Here is a 14,811-nt window from a genome sequence, read left to right as displayed (position 1 = left end):
GACCCGCACCGTGCCTCCTGTCCGTGGTCTGCTGCTACGCCTGCGCGCGCTCCAGGACCAGCTCGCGGACCCGGGCCGCGTCGGCCTGGCCCTGCATGGACTTCATGACCGCACCGATGATCGCGCCGGCGGCCTGGACCTTGCCGTCCTTGATCTTGGCGAGCACGTCGGGCTGCGCCGCCAGTGCCTCGTCGACGGCTGCGGTCAGGGCCGAGTCGTCCGAGACGACCTTGAGCCCACGCGACTCGACGACGGCTGCGGGCGAGCCCTCTCCGGCGATGACGCCCTCGAGCACCTGGCGCGCCAGTCGGTCGGTCAGGTCACCGGACTCGACCAGCGTGATGAGCTCGGCGACGTGCGCGGGCGACACCAGGTCGCCGGGGGCGGCGTCCTGCGTGTTCGCGACACGGCTGATCTCACCGGTCCACCACTTGCGGGCGGCCTGCGCCGGGGCGCCGGCGGCGACCGTGGCCTCGACCTCGTCCAGGAGTCCACCGTTCACGACGTCCTGGAACTCCAGGTCCGCGAACCCGAACTCGCCCTTGAGGCGCCGGCGACGGGCGACCGGGGCCTCCGGCATGGACGCACGGAGTTCCTCGATCATCGCCTTGTCCGGCACCACGGGGAGCAGGTCCGGCTCCGGGAAGTACCGGTAGTCGTCGGCGTCCGACTTCGGACGGCCGGCCGAGGTGCGGCCGGTGTCCTCGTGCCAGTGCCGGGTCTCCTGCGTGATCGTGCCCCCGTCGGCGAGGATCGCGGCCTGGCGCTGGATCTCGTAGCGGATGGCGCGCTCGACCGCGCGGAACGAGTTGACGTTCTTCGTCTCGGTGCGGGTGCCGAGCTTCTCCTGACCCCACGGACGGAGCGAGATGTTCGCGTCGCAGCGCAGGTTGCCACGCTCCATGCGGGCCTCGGAGACGCCGAGCGCGCGGACCAGGTCACGGATGACCTGGACGTACGCGGCACCGAGCTCGGGGGCGCGGTGGGCGGCACCGAAGATCGGCTTCGTGACGATCTCGACGAGCGGGACACCGGCACGGTTGTAGTCGACGAGGGAGTACTCGGCGCCCTGGATCCGACCGGTCGCACCGCCGACGTGCGTCAGCTTGCCGGCGTCCTCTTCCATGTGGGCGCGCTCGATCGGCACCTGGAACAGCGTGCCGTCGGCGAGTTCGACCTCGACCTCGCCCTCGAAGGCGATGGGCTCGTCGTACTGCGAGATCTGGTAGTTCTTCGGGTTGTCCGGGTAGTAGTAGTTCTTCCGGGCGAACCGCGAGGACTCGGCGATCGAGCAGCCGAGCGCCAGCCCGAGGTTGATCGAGAAGCGCACGGCCTGCTCGTTCACGACCGGGAGCGACCCGGGCAGTCCGAGGTCCACCGGGGTGACGTTCGTGTTGGGCTCGCCGCCGAAGAAGTTCGGGGCGTCCGAGAACATCTTCGTCTTCGTCGCGAGCTCGACGTGCACCTCGAAGCCGAGGACCGGCTCGAAGCGCTCGAGCGCCTCGTCGAAGTCCATGAGTGCGTCCTTGGCGGCCATCAGACCACGCCTTCCTCTGCTGCCGACTGCTGACTCGCGTCCAGGTCGGGGATCCGGTCGATGAGCGGGGCACCCCACTGCTGCTCGAGCAGGCGCTCGAGCGCCGCACCGTAGCGGTACAGACGGGCGTCCTCGCGCTGGGGCGCCATGAGCTGCACACCGGTCGGCAGGCCGTCCTCCGGGGCGAGGCCGTTCGGGATGCTCATCCCGGGCACGCCCGCGAGGTTCGCCGGGATCGTGGTGAGGTCGTTGAGGTACATCGCCAGCGGGTCGTCGAGCCGCTCGCCGAGGGGGAACGCGGTCGTCGGCGCCGACGGGCTGATGAGCAGGTCGACCTGCTCGAACGCCCGGTCGAAGTCCCGCTGCACGAGCGTCCGGACCTTCTGCGCGCTGCCGTAGTAGGCGTCGTAGTACCCGGCGCTCAGCGCGTAGGTGCCGAGGATGATGCGGCGCTTGACCTCGGGGCCGAAGCCGGCTTCGCGCGTGGCGGCCATCACGTCCTCGACGGTCGCGCCGCCCTCGGGCGTGACACGCAGGCCGAAGCGGACCGAGTCGAACTTCGCGAGGTTCGAGGAGGCCTCTGCCGGGAGGATCAGGTAGTAGGCGCTGATCGCGTAGGCGAAGCTCGGCGCGTCGATCTCGACGACGACCGCACCCGCGGCCTCGAGGATCGCGACGGTCTCCTGGAAGCGCTGGGTGACACCGGCCTGGAAGCCCTCGCCCCCGGCCAGTTCCTTCACGACGCCGACCCGCAGCCCGCGCAGCGTGTCCGCCTGGAGGCCGTCACGGGCGGCAGCGGCGAAGGACGGCCACTCCTGGGGGATCGAGGTGGAGTCCTTCGGGTCGTGCCCCCCGATGACGTCGTGCAGGAGCGCGGCGTCGAGGACGGTGCGGGCGACCGGGCCGACCTGGTCGAGGCTCGACGCCAGCGCGATCGCGCCGTAGCGGCTGACCCCGCCGTAGGTCGGCTTCACACCGACGGTGCCGGTCACGGCGCCGGGCTGACGGATCGAGCCACCGGTGTCGGAACCGAGGGCGAGCGGCGCCTCGAACGCGGCGACCGCTGCGGCCGAGCCACCACCGGAACCGCCGGGGATCCGGCCGAGGTCCCACGGGTTGTGCGTCGGGCCGTACGCGGAGAACTCGGTCGTCGAGCCCATCGCGAACTCGTCCATGTTCGTCTTGCCGAGCGGCACCATGCCGGCACGACGGAGCTTCAGCACCGTGGTGGCGTCGTACGGCGGCACCCAGCCCTCGAGGATCTTCGAGCCGGAGGTCGACGGCATGTCGATCGTGCAGAGGACGTCCTTGATGGCGACCGGGACACCCGCGAGCGCGCCGAGGTCGTCACCGGCGGCACGGCGCGAGTCGATCGACTTCGCGACGCCGATGGCGTTCTCGTTGACGTGCAGGAACGCGTGCACGTCGGGGTCGACGGCCGCGATGCGGTCGAGGTGCGCCTGGGTGGCCTCGACGCTGGAGACGTCGCGCGCCACCAGGGCGTCGGCGAGCGCGGCCGCGCTGAGGCGGGTGATGTCGTCGGTCACTGCTCTTCTCCCAAGATCGCCGTCACCCGGAACCGTTCGCCGTCCGAGTCGGGCGCACCGGAGAGCGCCTGCTCCTGCGTCAGCGTCTCGCCGACCACGTCGGGTCGGAGGACGTTCGCGAGGGCGACCGGGTGGCTCGTGGCGGGGACGTCCGGCGTGGCGACCTCGGTCACCTTCGCGACGCTGTCGACGATGTGCGACAGCTCCCCGGTCAGCTTCTCGATCTCGTCGGGCGTGAGTGCGATACGTGCGAGGTTCGCCAGGTGGGCGACCTGCTCGCTCGTGATGTCAGGCATGGTGCTCCGTCGATCGGTTCAAGGAATGCGCACCAGTCTACCGAGCGCGTCACTTCCCGCTGTCGCCGCTGTCGCCGCTGTCGCCGCCGTCGCCGCTCGCGCCGCCCGAGTCGCTCGTGCCGCCCGCGCTGCTCGTGCCGCCGGTGCTGCTCGTGCCGGTGCTGCTCGAGCTGCTGCTCGTGCCGCTGCTCTTCGACGAACCGACGATCATGGACTGGCTCGGCGTCGGCAGCGCATCGCCGCCGTAGTGCGCGTCGAGGTAGGTCATCATCGACTTCCCGACCCCGAACTTCGCGCTGTACCCGGTCGTGCCCTGCAGGAACGGCCAGTTCGCGAGCTTGACGTTGCCCTGCACGTTCCCGATCCAGGTGGCGTTCGTGTACTTCGTCGACGACGCGACGAGCCAGTTCTGCACGTCCCCGTCGGTGGTGCCCGTCTTGGCGAACTTCGGCGTCGCGTCACCGGGGTTCGCGCTCGCGGCCGTTCCCGAGCCGGTGAGCACCGACTGCAGCGCGTAGTCGACGGTCCCCGCGACGTCGGTGTCCACGCCGCGTGTGCAGGACGTCGGCGTCGGCGTGATCGTCGTGCCGTCGGCCTCGGTGACGGAGTCGATCGCGGTCGGTGTGCAGACCACGCCACCGTTCGCGAAGCCCGCGTACGCCTCGGCGAGGTCGATCGGCGAGAGGTTGTTCGTGCCGAGGATCATCGACGGCACCGAGCTGATCGCCTTGCCCGCGGCCGTGTGGATGCCCATCGACTCGGCCAGGTTCGCGATCTCACAGAGGTCGAGCTGCTTGCCCATCGCCGCGAACGCGGTGTTGATCGACTCGGCGGTGGCCGCCTGGACCGTCATCGACGCCGGCACCGACTCGGCGTTCGCCACGGACCAGTCCGGGCCGGCGATGTTCGCGCACGAGTTGGTGAACTCGGAGGTCGGGTAGTCGTGCTGGCTCGTCGGGACGGACTCGGAGAGGGTGTGGCCGGTCGCGAGCCACTCGGCGAGCGTGAACACCTTGAACGTCGACCCGGTCTGGAACCCGCCGGAGTTGCCGTACGCGGTGTCGGCGCTGTAGTTCACCGCCGTGGTGCCGGCCGAGGTGTTGTCGCCCTGCGTGTAGGTGGTGTTCTGCACCATCGACACGATCCGACCGGTTCCGGGTTCGACCGTCACGTTCGAGCCGCCCGCGTCGACGCCGGCCATCGAGGTCGGCACGTACGACGACAGGGCGTTCTGCGCCTGCGCCTGCAGGTCGAGGTCGAGCGAGGTGTGGATCTGGAGGCCCTTGGTGTCGAGGGTGGCGATCCGCTCGGCCGAGGTCTTCCCGAAGGCCGGGTCCTGCAGCACCTGGTCCCGCACGTAGTCGCAGAAGTACCCGGCGTCGAAGTTCGTCGCCGCGGACGAGCAGCCGTTCGCCGTCTCGGTGATCTTCGGCTGCACCGGGGTCGCGATCGCGGCGGTCTCCTCGGCCTTCGTGATCGAGTGGTGCGCGTACATCCGCTGGAGGACGTAGTCGCGGCGGGCCTTCGTCGCCGCGTACCCGTTCGCGCTGCCGTTGTCGGCGTCGCTCGGCTCGTCGATGCGCAGGTTCGACGGGTTGTTCAGGATCGCCACGAGGGTCGCCGACTGCACGAGCGAGAGGTCCTTCGCGTGCACGCCGAAGTAGTACTCCGCACCCGCCTCGGCGCCGTACACGCGCCCGCCGAGCCCGACGATGTTGAGGTACCCGGTGAGGATCTCCGCCTTTGAGTACTTCTTGTTCACGGCGATCGCGTACCGCATCTCCTGCAGCTTGCGCTGCGGGGTGACACCGGCGGCGTCCTCGTAGCAGGCCGCGATCTTCGCCTTCGTCGCGGCGGCGTCCTTCCCCGTCAACTGCTCGCACTGCTGCACGAGCACGTTCTTGACGTACTGCTGGGTGATGCTCGACCCGCCCTGGACGTCCCCGCCGACGACCGTGGCGGCCGCGCCGCGGAGCGTGCCGATGACGTCGATGCCGCCCTCGTCGTAGTAGCGCGGGTCCTCGGTGTCGATCGCCGCCTGCTTCAGCGTCGTGGCGATCGCGCTCGAGGCCACGTTCGTGCGGTTCTCGGCGTAGAAGGACGCGATCTTGACGTCCTTGCCGCCCTGCTTCGCGTAGACGGTCGAGACCTGCTGCGGGGTCTGCACGTCGAGGTAGCTCGGCAGGTCCTCGAAGAACGCGGCGGCCCCGGAGGCGCTCTCCCCCGCCACGGCGACGGCCGGCGTCACGGCGACGGCGACGAGCAGCCCGGCGAGCACCGACATCACGACGAACATCAGGAGGGCGCCTGGCCACCGAACGACACGCATGGGAGCACGGTAGGGAGCCGCCCTGGGTCGAGACCGCTGCGAGCGCCGCAGAAGCTGCACCGGTCCTCAGGTTGAGACTCAGTCGCGTGGCTGCAGGTCCTGCGGCCGGACGAGGTACATGTCCGGCGATGCCCCGACGACGCCCTCGCCGCGGCCGTTGCCCTGGCGGATGCCGTCCCGGACCATGTCGCCGCGGCCGACCGCGATGAGGGCGACGTCGTGCAGGGACGCGGTGCCGGGCTTGAGGTAGTCGTTGTGCCCGACCGGACGTCGGAACAGGTCGCCGGCGTCCTGCGGGTCGACACCACCGGCCAGGTCGAGCACCGTCGAGCCGAACCCGGCGACGCCCGGGTCGGTCCCGAAGTACCCGGAACCGGCGATCGGGTCCCAGTGCGCACCGCCGACGAACACCTCGCCCGCGGACACCGCGAGCTCGGACGCGTTGGTGACGTCGCTCCCCGGCGACCCCAGCACGGTGAGGCTGTCCGCGCTCATGTGCCCGGACGCCAGGGCCATCAGCGCCGTCGTCGAACCGTAGGAGTGCGCCACGATGCCGAGCCGCGGCTGCCGTCCGTCGCGGAGCTGCCGGATGCCGTCGACGGTCCGTTCGAGCCGGGCCGCTCCGGTCTTCGCGAGGTCGAGCGAGAGGATGTTCGACAGGTCGGGCGTCCGGTACCCCATCCAGGCCACCACCGCGACGCCGGTGCCCGGTGCCGGCGCGGCCACCGGGGAGAGCGTCGCCTGTTCGGCGTACAGGTCGCCGGCGGTGGCGGTGAAGTCGACCATCTGCCCGGTGACCGTGAAGAACATGCCGGGGACGACGACCGTGACGTCCGCGGCGGTGTCGAGGTCCCCGATCGCGATGGCGGAACGCCCGGCACCGCGGGTGTCGAGCGTGATCAGGGACTTCGGCGGGGTGTCGGCCGCGCGGCGCAGCGAGTCGCGGACCTGCCCGAGCATCGCGGACTCGGACGCCACCGTGTGCGGGTCGGCGAGCCCGGCGGCGAGCACCGCCCGGTTCGCCCGGTCCCGCACCGTGTACGGCACGCCGTCGAGGTTGCCGACGACGACGGGGGCGTCTCGCTCGAGCCGGGTGCGCTCCACCGCACCCAGGCCGGACCACCAGGTCGTGACCTCGGCCGCGGTCGGCGGGTGGTCCATCACGGTCGCGACGACGTCGCCGTCGGCGGCGGCGTGCGCCAGCTCGTGCGGGGCGATCGCGACCAGGTCGTCCAGGAACGTCCGTCCGCGAGCGGCCCGGAGGTCGGCGACGTCGACCGTGTCCTGTCCCCCGGTCATGACCGGTCGGGACGAGTCCGCGGGGTCGTGCACGATCGCGGCGGTCTGGACGACGGACACCGAGCTGGCCGTGGGCGCGACCGGCGACCCGACCACTCCGAGCGAGTGCATCGAGGCGGTGAGCAGAGCAGCGGCGACGAGCAGCAAACCGGTCTCCCCCGGGAAGGCCTTCCCATCGTCCCCCTGCAGACGACAGGTGATGCTCTGTCGAGTGTAAGGAAATCCGGCCGGAACCGTCGTGCTCGATGCAACTTGCCCCCTGAACTGGGTGCACCGAGCAGCGCGTCGCGGTGTGCGGACGAGCCCGCGACGTGCTTGTGTGCCCGCGTCAGCCCTCGGCGGGCGCCTCCGTGGTGTCGGACGGCGCGTCGGGCGGTTCGGGCAGCGCACCCGGTCCCTCGGTCACGAGGAGCCGGAACTGCTCGGCGTCGATGATGCGGAGCCCGAGCTGCTCGGCCTTCGTGAGCTTCGATCCGGCGCCGGGGCCGGCCGCGACGAAGTCCGTCTTCTTGCTGACGCTCGATGCCGCCTTGCCGCCGGCGGCGATGATCGCCTCTTGCGCGCCCTCCCGGCTGTACCCCTCCAGCGAGCCGGTCGCGACCACGGTGAGCCCGCTGAGGACACCGCCTTCGGTGCTCGCCGCGCCCGGGCCCGGGTGCCCCGGCGTGCTGAACTGCACGCCCGCCGCCGTCCAGCGGTCGATGATCTCGCGGTGCCAGTCGACCTCGAACCAGGCGAGGAGGGCGTCCGCGATGATCCCGCCGACACCGTCCACGGCGGCCAGTTCCTCGCGCGAGGCGGAGCGGATCGCGTCGAGGGAACCGAAGTGGTTCGCCAGCGCCCGGGCGGCGACCGGTCCGACGTGCCGGATGCTCAGGCCGACCATGATGCGCCAGAGCGGCTTCGTCTTCGCGGCGTCGATGTTCGCGAGCATCTCGAACGCGTTCTTCGACGGGTACCGGCTCGGCTCACCGGTGTAGTCGGCGCCACGGGCGTCGGCGTCGAAGGGCGGGTCGGTCTTCTTGCGTGCCCGGCTGAACGGCGTCACGCGCTTCGGTGCGCCGTCGTCGTCGGTCTTCTCCATGCCGGTCTCGGCGTCGCGGACGATCACCTCGATCGGGACGATGTCCTCCATCGTGAGGTCGAACAGCCCCGCCTCTGTCACGAGGGGCGGGACCTCGGGGTGGAGCGGCTGCGTGAGGGCGGCCGCGGCGACCTCGCCGAGGCCCTCGATGTCGAGCGACCCACGGGACGCGATGTGCTCGACACGACCGCGGACCTGCGCGGGGCAGCTCCGCGCGTTCGGGCAGCGCAGGTCGATGTCGCCTTCTTTCGCGGGGGCCAGGGTGGTGCCGCATTCCGGGCACGCGGTCGGCATCACGAACTCGCGCTCGCTGCCGTCCCGCAGCTCGACCACCGGGCCGAGCACCTCGGGGATGACGTCGCCGGCCTTCCGGAGCACGACGGTGTCCCCGATCAGGACGCCCTTCGCCCTGACGACCTGCTGGTTGTGCAGCGTGGCCTGGCGGACGACGGAACCCGCGACCTCGGCCGGGGCCATCACCGCGAAGGGTGTCGCGCGCCCGGTGCGGCCCACGCTCACGACGATGTCGAGGAGCTTCGTGTGCACTTCTTCCGGCGGGTACTTGTACGCGATCGCCCAGCGCGGCGCACGGGACGTCGACCCGAGTTCCTCGTGCAGGCCGAGGTCGTCGACCTTGATCACGATGCCGTCGATCTGGTGCTCGACGGACGCCCGGCGCTCCCCGTAGTCCTTGACGAAGCCGAGCACGTCGTCGATGGAGTCGAAGACCCGGTGGTGGGTGCCGGTCGGCAGGCCCCATGTGTGCAGGAGCTCGTACACCTCGGACTGAGAGCGGACGTCGGTGTCCCGCTCGAGCTCGCGCACCGGCCACGCGCCGATGCCGTGCACGAGCATCCGCAGGCGCCGCAGCCGGTCGACCATGAGCTCGCGCTTGGCCGCGGACTTGCCCTCTTCCTTCTGCCGGAGGGAGCCGGCGGCGGCGTTCCGCGGGTTGGCGAAGAGGCGCTCCCCCGCCGCGAGCTGCTTCGCGTTGAGCTCGTCGAACTGCTCGACCGGGAAGAAGATCTCGCCGCGGACCTCGACCAGGGGCGGGTGGCCCGTGCCGGACAGCCGGTCCGGGATGGAGCCCATCGTGCGGACGTTGCCGGTGACGTCTTCCCCGACGACACCGTCCCCGCGGGTGGCCGCCGTGACGAGGCGCCCGTTCTCGTAGCGGAGGTTGATCGCCAGCCCGTCGATCTTCAGCTCGGTGAGGAACCGGACACGCTCGGCGCCGGCGTCCCGCTGGACCTTGACCGCCCAGTCGGTGAGTTCCTCCGGCGAGAACACGTTGTCCAGGCTCAGCATCCGCTCGGCGTGCTCCACCGGGGCGAACTGGGTCGTCTCGGCCTGCCCGCCGACGGTCTGCGTCGGGCTGTCCGCGGTGAGGAGCTCCGGGAAGCGGCGCTCGATCGCGTCGAGGCGGTGCACGAGGGCGTCGTACTCGGCGTCCGAGGCGGCCGAGCCGTTCTCCTCGTAGTAGCCGTGCCGGAGCTCGTTGATGCTGGAGCGCAGCCGGTCGACCTCGCGCGCAGCCTGGGCGGCGTCGAGCCCGTCGGGGTCGATGGTCTCGAACGTGGCGTCGGTCTCGCTCATACCCACAGTTCTACCGTGGACCACCGACCCGGAGCGTCAGGCGTCGACCGGGACCGCACTGACCGTGGCGTCGATGGTGCACTGCCCGAGCACCCGCGTCCCGACGTAGACCACCGCGGTCTGTCCGGGCGCGACGCCCGAGAGCGGCTCGTCGACGTCGATGACCAGCGTGCCGTCCTGCACCCGCGCGGTCGCGGGCACCGGGTCGGCGTGCGCGCGGATCTGCACGTCGCACGAGAACGGCACCGTCGGGTCGGCCGGAGCGGTGCCCGCCCAGGTGAACCGCGAGCCGGACATCGACGAGACGGCCAGGGCCTCCTTCGGTCCGACGACCACGGTGTTGTCCTTCGGACGGATCTCGAGCACGAAGCGCGGCTTGCCGTCCGGTGCCGGGCGCCCGAGGGCGAGTCCGCGGCGCTGCCCGACGGTGTAGCCGGTGGCGCCCTCGTGCGTGCCGACCACGGTGCCGTCGCGCTCGACGACCTCACCCGGAGCGGTACCGACGCGGTCGGCGAGCCAGCCGCGGGTGTCGCCGTCCGGGATGAAGCAGATGTCGTAGGAGTCCGGCTTCTGCGCCACGGTGAGTCCGCGGGCCGCGGCCTCGGCGCGGACCTCGTCCTTGGAGGGGGTGGCACCGAGCGGGAACATCGCGTGCTGCAGCTGCTCGGCGGTGAGCACGCCGAGCACGTACGACTGGTCCTTCGCCCACGCGGCCGACCGGTGCAGTTCGCGGGAGCCGTCGGCCGCCGTGACGATCGAGGCGTAGTGGCCGGTGCAGACGGCGTCGAACCCGAGGGCGAGCGCCTTCTCCAGCAGCGCGGCGAACTTGATGCGCTCGTTGCACCGCATGCAGGGGTTCGGGGTCCGGCCGGCCTGGTACTCGGCCACGAAGTCGTCGACGACGTCCTCCTTGAAGCGCGCCGAGAAGTCCCACACGTAGTACGGGATGCCGAGCGCCGAGGCCGCGCGCTGGGCGTCCATCGAGTCCTCGATGGTGCAGCACCCGCGGCTGCCGGTCCGGAGCGTCCCGGGCATCCGGCTCAACGCCAGGTGCACCCCGACCACGTCGTGGCCGGCGTCGACCGCCCTGGCCGCGGCCACCGCCGAGTCGACACCACCGCTCATCGCCGCGAGAACACGCATGCGTCAAGGGTAACCCGCCGTGCAACCGGTACCGCTGGCGTACCGTTGGTCGGGCGATGGCCACGACCGAGAACGACTCATTCGACTTCCGGTCCGTCCTCTTGTCCGGGTTCCTGCCCGCGGCGCTCTTCGCCATCGGCGAGGGCGCGATCATCCCGATCATCCCGATCGCCGCCGACTCCCTCGGCGCCAGCCTGGCGATCGCCGGGTTCGTCGCGTCGCTGATCCTGGTCGGCGAGCTCATCGGCGACGTGCCGTCCGGCGTCGTCGTCGCCCGGATCGGCGAGCGGAACGCGATGATCGGCGCAGCGCTGATCTCGGTGATCGGCCTGCTCGTGTGCACCGCGGCCCCGAACCCCGTGGTGCTCGCGGTCGGCGTCTTCCTGGTCGGGGTGTCCACCGCGGTGTTCGCGCTCGCCCGCCACGCCTACATGACCACGGCGATCCCGGTCCGGATCCGAGCGCGAGCCCTCTCCAGCCTCGGGGGCGTGTTCCGCTTCGGCTACTTCGTCGGCCCGTTCATCGCAGCCGGCGTCGTGCACGTGACGGGCACCACGCAGAGCGCCTTCTGGATCCACATCGTCTGCTGCCTCGCGGCGGCGGTGACCCTCATCGTGCTGCGCGACCCGGCGACGGGCGTGCGCGGTCTGCGGTGGCCGAGCCGGTCCTCCCGTCCGGACGGCGACGCCGTCGGTGACGCGACGGACACCGGGGCGATCCTCGTCCAGCAGGAGGCGCACGGTCTGTTCCGCACCATCCGGCAGCACCACCGGGTCCTGCTCCGGCTCGGCAGCGGCGCCGGACTGATCGGCGCCATGCGTGCCGGCCGCCAGGTCATCCTGCCGCTCTGGGCGGTGAGCGTCGGTCTCGACGACGCCACGGCGGCGCTGGTCATCGGCATCGCGGGAGCCGTCGACTTCGCGCTCTTCTACACGAGCGGCCAGATCATGGACCGCTGGGGACGGCTGGCGAGCGCCCTCCCCTGCATGCTCGGGCTCAGCGTCAGCTACTTCCTGCTCGCCTGGAGCGGGCACCTGGACGCCCGGGTCGGGTGGTTCGTCGGGATCGCGATGGGGATGTCGCTCGCGAACGGCGTCGGCTCCGGGATCCTGATGACGCTCGGTGCCGACCTGGCCCCGCGCGACGACCCGGCACCGTTCCTCGGTGCGTGGCGGTTCACCGGCGACTTCGGCCAGGCGGCGGCACCGCTCGTCATCTCCGGGATCACCGCGGTGGCCTCGATCGCGCTCGCCAGCGGGGTGATGGGCGTGCTCGGGCTCGTCGGGGCGGGCGTCCTGCTCCGCTACGTCCCCCGGTACCTCCCCCGCCGGCTGCGCTGAGCGCGCGCGGCGCGGTCCCGCAGTGTGCGAGGTCTCGGACACGGTGCGGTGCCGCGGCCCTGCCACCGTGTCCGGAACGCCGCACGGTGCGTCCCGGGTCGCTGCGCGCGCCGGGTCGCTGCGCGTGCCGGGTCGCTGCGCGTGCCGCGTCGCTGCGCGTGCCGGGAGGCTGTGCTCGCCTCCGCCTCGCACGGTGCGACCGGCGTGCGCCCCGGTACGATGTCGGTGCTCGCGGGAGTGGTGGAATCGGTAGACACGCAGGATTTAGGTTCCTGTGCCCCAGGCGTGAGGGTTCGAGTCCCTCCTTCCGCACCGAGGACCCGCACGCGCTCGCGTGCTCCCGCATCTCATACCGGCGGAGGACGGCCCGGGCGGACCCGCACGGTACTCTCGTCCTGCGGGTGACCCTCCCGTCACCGCACCAGCACGACCGGAAGAAGCATGCACTCCGTCGCACTCGCCCTGATCCCCTGGCTGGATCCGCAGTACATCCTCGACCACTTCGGGGCCGTCGCCGTGCTCGTCGTGTGCGCGATCGTCTTCGCCGAGACCGGTTTGCTGATCGGCTTCATCTTCCCCGGCGACAGTCTGCTCGTCATCACGGGCCTCTTCGCGTTCGACCGCGGCGGGGAGATCGGCGGCATCCCGATCTGGGTCGCTGCGCTGATGATCGGCGCCGCGGCGTTCCTCGGCGGCGAGCTCGGGTACTACATCGGCAAGAAGGCCGGCCCACCGATCTTCGAGCGCAAGGAGAGCGGTCTGTTCTCCAAGGCGAACGTCGACCGCACGAACGCCTTCTTCCACCGGTTCGGTGCGCTCGCGGTCATCCTCGCCCGCTTCGTCCCGGTGGTCCGCACGTTCGCGCCGATCGCTGCCGGCGTCGGGCGCATGAACTACAAGAAGTACTCGCTCTACAACGCGATCGGCGCCGTGATCTGGGGCGTCGGCGTGACGTTCCTCGGGTACTTCATCGGCCACATCCCGTTCGTGGCGCACATCGTCCGCGAGTACATCGACGTCATCCTGCTGCTCGCGGTCGTCGTGACCGTCGTGCCGATGGCGCTGACGTACCTGCGCAACGCCCGCAAGGCGAAGAAGCAGTCCACGGAGTAGGCCGCCCGGCGCCCCGGCGCTGCCGAAACACCCCCGAATGCACGAAACGCCGCCGAATTCGGCGGCGTTTCGCGTACACGGGGGCGCCGCGCGCAGAACGGGGCGCCCAGCCGGCCCCACGCCCGGCGCCCGCCCGCGGTCAGTCGGTCGCCTGGAAGTACTCCCGCACCACGGGCGCGATCCCGCGGAACGCCTTCGCCCGGTGCGACAGCGCGTTCTTCTCCGCGCGCGTCAGCTGGGCCGAGGACCGGTCCGCGTCGTCCGGCTTGAAGACCGGGTCGTACCCGTGGCCGCCGTCCCCGACCGGGGCGGTCAGGACCTCGCCGTTCCACACGGCCTCGACCACGTGCTCCGCTCCCGAGGGCGTCACGAACGCCGCCGCGCACACGAACGCCGCCGTGCGCTCCACGACCCCGTCGAGCGTCGAGAGGAGCAGCGCGATGTTGTCCGCGTCCACCCGCGTCCCCGCGTACCGGGCGGAGTTGATGCCGGGCGCGCCGTCGAGCACGTCGACCGCGATCCCGGAGTCGTCGGCCAGGGCGGGCAGCCCCGTGTGCGCCACCGCCGCCCGCGCCTTGATGAGCGCGTTCGCCGCGTAGGTGTCGCCGTCCTCGACGGGCTCGGGACCGTCGTAGCCCTGCAGCTCCACCCCGGCGCCCAGGGCGTCGCCGAGGATCTCCCGCAGCTCGACGACCTTGCCCTGGTTGTGGGTCGCCAGGACGACGGAGCGCACGGGGCCGGTGTCGGTCACGCGAGCCCCAGGGCGTCGCGCTGGATCGCCGCGAGCGAGCTGTTCCCCGCGAGGCCCAGGTCGAGCAGCACGTTCAGCTCGTCGCGGTCGAACGGCGCGTGCTCGGCGGTGCCCTGCACCTCGATGAACTTGCCCGACCCGGTCGTGACGATGTTCATGTCGGTGTCGGCCGCGGAGTCCTCGGTGTAGGCCAGGTCGAGCATCGGCACGCCCCCGACGATGCCGACCGAGATCGCCTGCACGCTGTCGACCAGCGGCGTCGCCTTCTTCGCGATGAAGCCCTTGCCGCGCCCCCACTCGATCGCGTCCGCCATCGCCACGTAGGCGCCGGTGATCGACGCGGTGCGGGTGCCGCCGTCGGCCTGCAGCACGTCGCAGTCGAGCACCAGGGTGTTCTCGCCGAGGCCCTTCATGTCGACGACGGCACGCAGCGAGCGCCCGATCAGGCGGGAGATCTCGTGGGTGCGGCCGCCGACCTTGCCCTTGATCGACTCACGCTGCATGCGCTCGTTCGTGGAGCGCGGCAGCATCGAGTACTCGGCCGTGACCCAGCCGGAGCCCTTGCCCGCCATCCAGCGCGGGACGCCGTTCGTGAAGGAGGCGGTGCAGAGCACCTTCGTGTTGCCGAACGAGATGAGGGCGCTGCCCTCGGCCTGGCTGCTCCAGCCCCGCTCGATGGTGACGGGGCGGTGCTCGGTCGTCGTGCGACCGTCGATGCGGTTGGTCATGGGGTCCTTTCGGTCCGGCCTGGAGGCTCGGTGCGGGTTGTCGGAGCG

11 protein-coding genes and 1 tRNA gene are annotated in these 14,811 nt (G+C 71.3%); 3 read left to right on the top strand and 9 right to left on the bottom strand.

Annotated features, from left to right (window positions below):
* Positions 1 to 34: 34 nt before the first annotated feature.
* The 7 genes from gatB to mnmA form a co-directional block, all read right to left on the bottom strand.
* A complete protein-coding gene (gene gatB / locus ACIPJY_RS16335; RefSeq protein WP_400465860.1) occupies positions 35 to 1,537 on the bottom strand; it encodes an Asp-tRNA(Asn)/Glu-tRNA(Gln) amidotransferase subunit GatB in 1,503 nt (500 codons plus the stop codon).
* Complete coding sequence (gatA, locus tag ACIPJY_RS16330; RefSeq protein ID WP_400465857.1) at positions 1,537 to 3,084, bottom strand: Asp-tRNA(Asn)/Glu-tRNA(Gln) amidotransferase subunit GatA; 1,548 nt, start codon at positions 3,082 to 3,084, stop codon at positions 1,537 to 1,539. The genes gatB and gatA overlap by 1 nt, the downstream gene beginning before the upstream one ends.
* Positions 3,081 to 3,380 carry an Asp-tRNA(Asn)/Glu-tRNA(Gln) amidotransferase subunit GatC gene (gene gatC / locus ACIPJY_RS16325; protein ID WP_400465854.1) on the bottom strand — a complete coding sequence of 100 codons (300 nt, stop codon included), beginning with the start codon at positions 3,378 to 3,380 and terminating at the stop codon, positions 3,081 to 3,083. Before gatC ends, gatA begins: the two co-directional genes overlap by 4 nt.
* A 49-nt stretch (positions 3,381 to 3,429) precedes the next feature.
* On the bottom strand, positions 3,430 to 5,709 hold the full coding sequence (locus tag ACIPJY_RS16320) for a transglycosylase domain-containing protein (protein ID WP_400465852.1): 2,280 nt from the start codon (positions 5,707 to 5,709) through the stop codon (positions 3,430 to 3,432).
* 78 nt (positions 5,710 to 5,787) lie between these two features.
* Entirely contained in the window at positions 5,788 to 7,155 is a 1,368-nt protein-coding gene (locus ACIPJY_RS16315) for an alpha/beta hydrolase (RefSeq protein WP_400465849.1), read from the bottom strand.
* A gap of 181 nt (positions 7,156 to 7,336) precedes the next feature.
* Positions 7,337 to 9,688 (bottom strand): NAD-dependent DNA ligase LigA, encoded by a 2,352-nt coding sequence (gene ligA, locus ACIPJY_RS16310; RefSeq protein WP_400465846.1) that lies wholly within the window; start codon positions 9,686 to 9,688, stop codon positions 7,337 to 7,339.
* Positions 9,689 to 9,724: 36 nt separating this feature from the next.
* Positions 9,725 to 10,831, bottom strand: coding sequence for a tRNA 2-thiouridine(34) synthase MnmA (mnmA, locus tag ACIPJY_RS16305; protein WP_400465843.1), 1,107 nt, complete (start codon positions 10,829 to 10,831; stop codon positions 9,725 to 9,727).
* 56 nt (positions 10,832 to 10,887) lie between these two features.
* Here mnmA and ACIPJY_RS16300 point away from each other — a divergent pair, with 56 nt between their 5' ends.
* The 3 genes from ACIPJY_RS16300 to ACIPJY_RS16290 all read left to right on the top strand — a co-directional run bounded on the left by ACIPJY_RS16300 (position 10,888) and on the right by ACIPJY_RS16290 (position 13,284).
* On the top strand, positions 10,888 to 12,171 hold the full coding sequence (locus tag ACIPJY_RS16300; RefSeq protein WP_400465842.1) for an MFS transporter: 1,284 nt from the start codon (positions 10,888 to 10,890) through the stop codon (positions 12,169 to 12,171).
* A 231-nt stretch (positions 12,172 to 12,402) separates the two neighbouring features.
* Positions 12,403 to 12,483 (top strand) — tRNA-Leu (locus tag ACIPJY_RS16295).
* 129 nt (positions 12,484 to 12,612) lie between these two features.
* Positions 12,613 to 13,284, top strand: coding sequence for a DedA family protein (locus ACIPJY_RS16290; RefSeq protein ID WP_400465839.1), 672 nt, complete (start codon positions 12,613 to 12,615; stop codon positions 13,282 to 13,284).
* 139 nt (positions 13,285 to 13,423) lie between these two features.
* Here the strand turns inward: ACIPJY_RS16290 and rdgB are convergent, their stop codons facing one another.
* Complete coding sequence (rdgB, locus tag ACIPJY_RS16285; RefSeq protein WP_400465836.1) at positions 13,424 to 14,035, bottom strand: RdgB/HAM1 family non-canonical purine NTP pyrophosphatase; 612 nt, start codon at positions 14,033 to 14,035, stop codon at positions 13,424 to 13,426.
* A complete protein-coding gene (gene rph / locus ACIPJY_RS16280) occupies positions 14,032 to 14,763 on the bottom strand; it encodes a ribonuclease PH (RefSeq protein ID WP_400465833.1) in 732 nt (243 codons plus the stop codon). The genes rdgB and rph overlap by 4 nt, the downstream gene beginning before the upstream one ends.
* Positions 14,764 to 14,811 lie beyond the last annotated feature (48 nt).

Source organism: Curtobacterium sp. NPDC090223, from assembly GCF_044746585.1.
In the GTDB taxonomy this organism is placed as follows: Bacteria; Actinomycetota; Actinomycetes; order Actinomycetales; family Microbacteriaceae; genus Curtobacterium.
Note: the sequence above shows the minus strand (reverse complement) of the source record. Positions and strands in the feature narration are given on the sequence as shown.

Coding starts and splice junctions, on each gene's coding strand:
- ACIPJY_RS16300 (WP_400465842.1), top strand. CDS start 10,888: ATGGCCACGACCGAGAACGACTCATTCGACTTCCGGTCCGTCCTCTTG.
- ligA (WP_400465846.1), bottom strand. CDS start 9,688: ATGAGCGAGACCGACGCCACGTTCGAGACCATCGACCCCGACGGGCTC.
- rph (WP_400465833.1), bottom strand. CDS start 14,763: ATGACCAACCGCATCGACGGTCGCACGACGACCGAGCACCGCCCCGTC.
- gatC (WP_400465854.1), bottom strand. CDS start 3,380: ATGCCTGACATCACGAGCGAGCAGGTCGCCCACCTGGCGAACCTCGCA.
- ACIPJY_RS16290 (WP_400465839.1), top strand. CDS start 12,613: ATGCACTCCGTCGCACTCGCCCTGATCCCCTGGCTGGATCCGCAGTAC.
- gatB (WP_400465860.1), bottom strand. CDS start 1,537: ATGGCCGCCAAGGACGCACTCATGGACTTCGACGAGGCGCTCGAGCGC.
- ACIPJY_RS16320 (WP_400465852.1), bottom strand. CDS start 5,709: ATGCGTGTCGTTCGGTGGCCAGGCGCCCTCCTGATGTTCGTCGTGATG.
- mnmA (WP_400465843.1), bottom strand. CDS start 10,831: ATGCGTGTTCTCGCGGCGATGAGCGGTGGTGTCGACTCGGCGGTGGCC.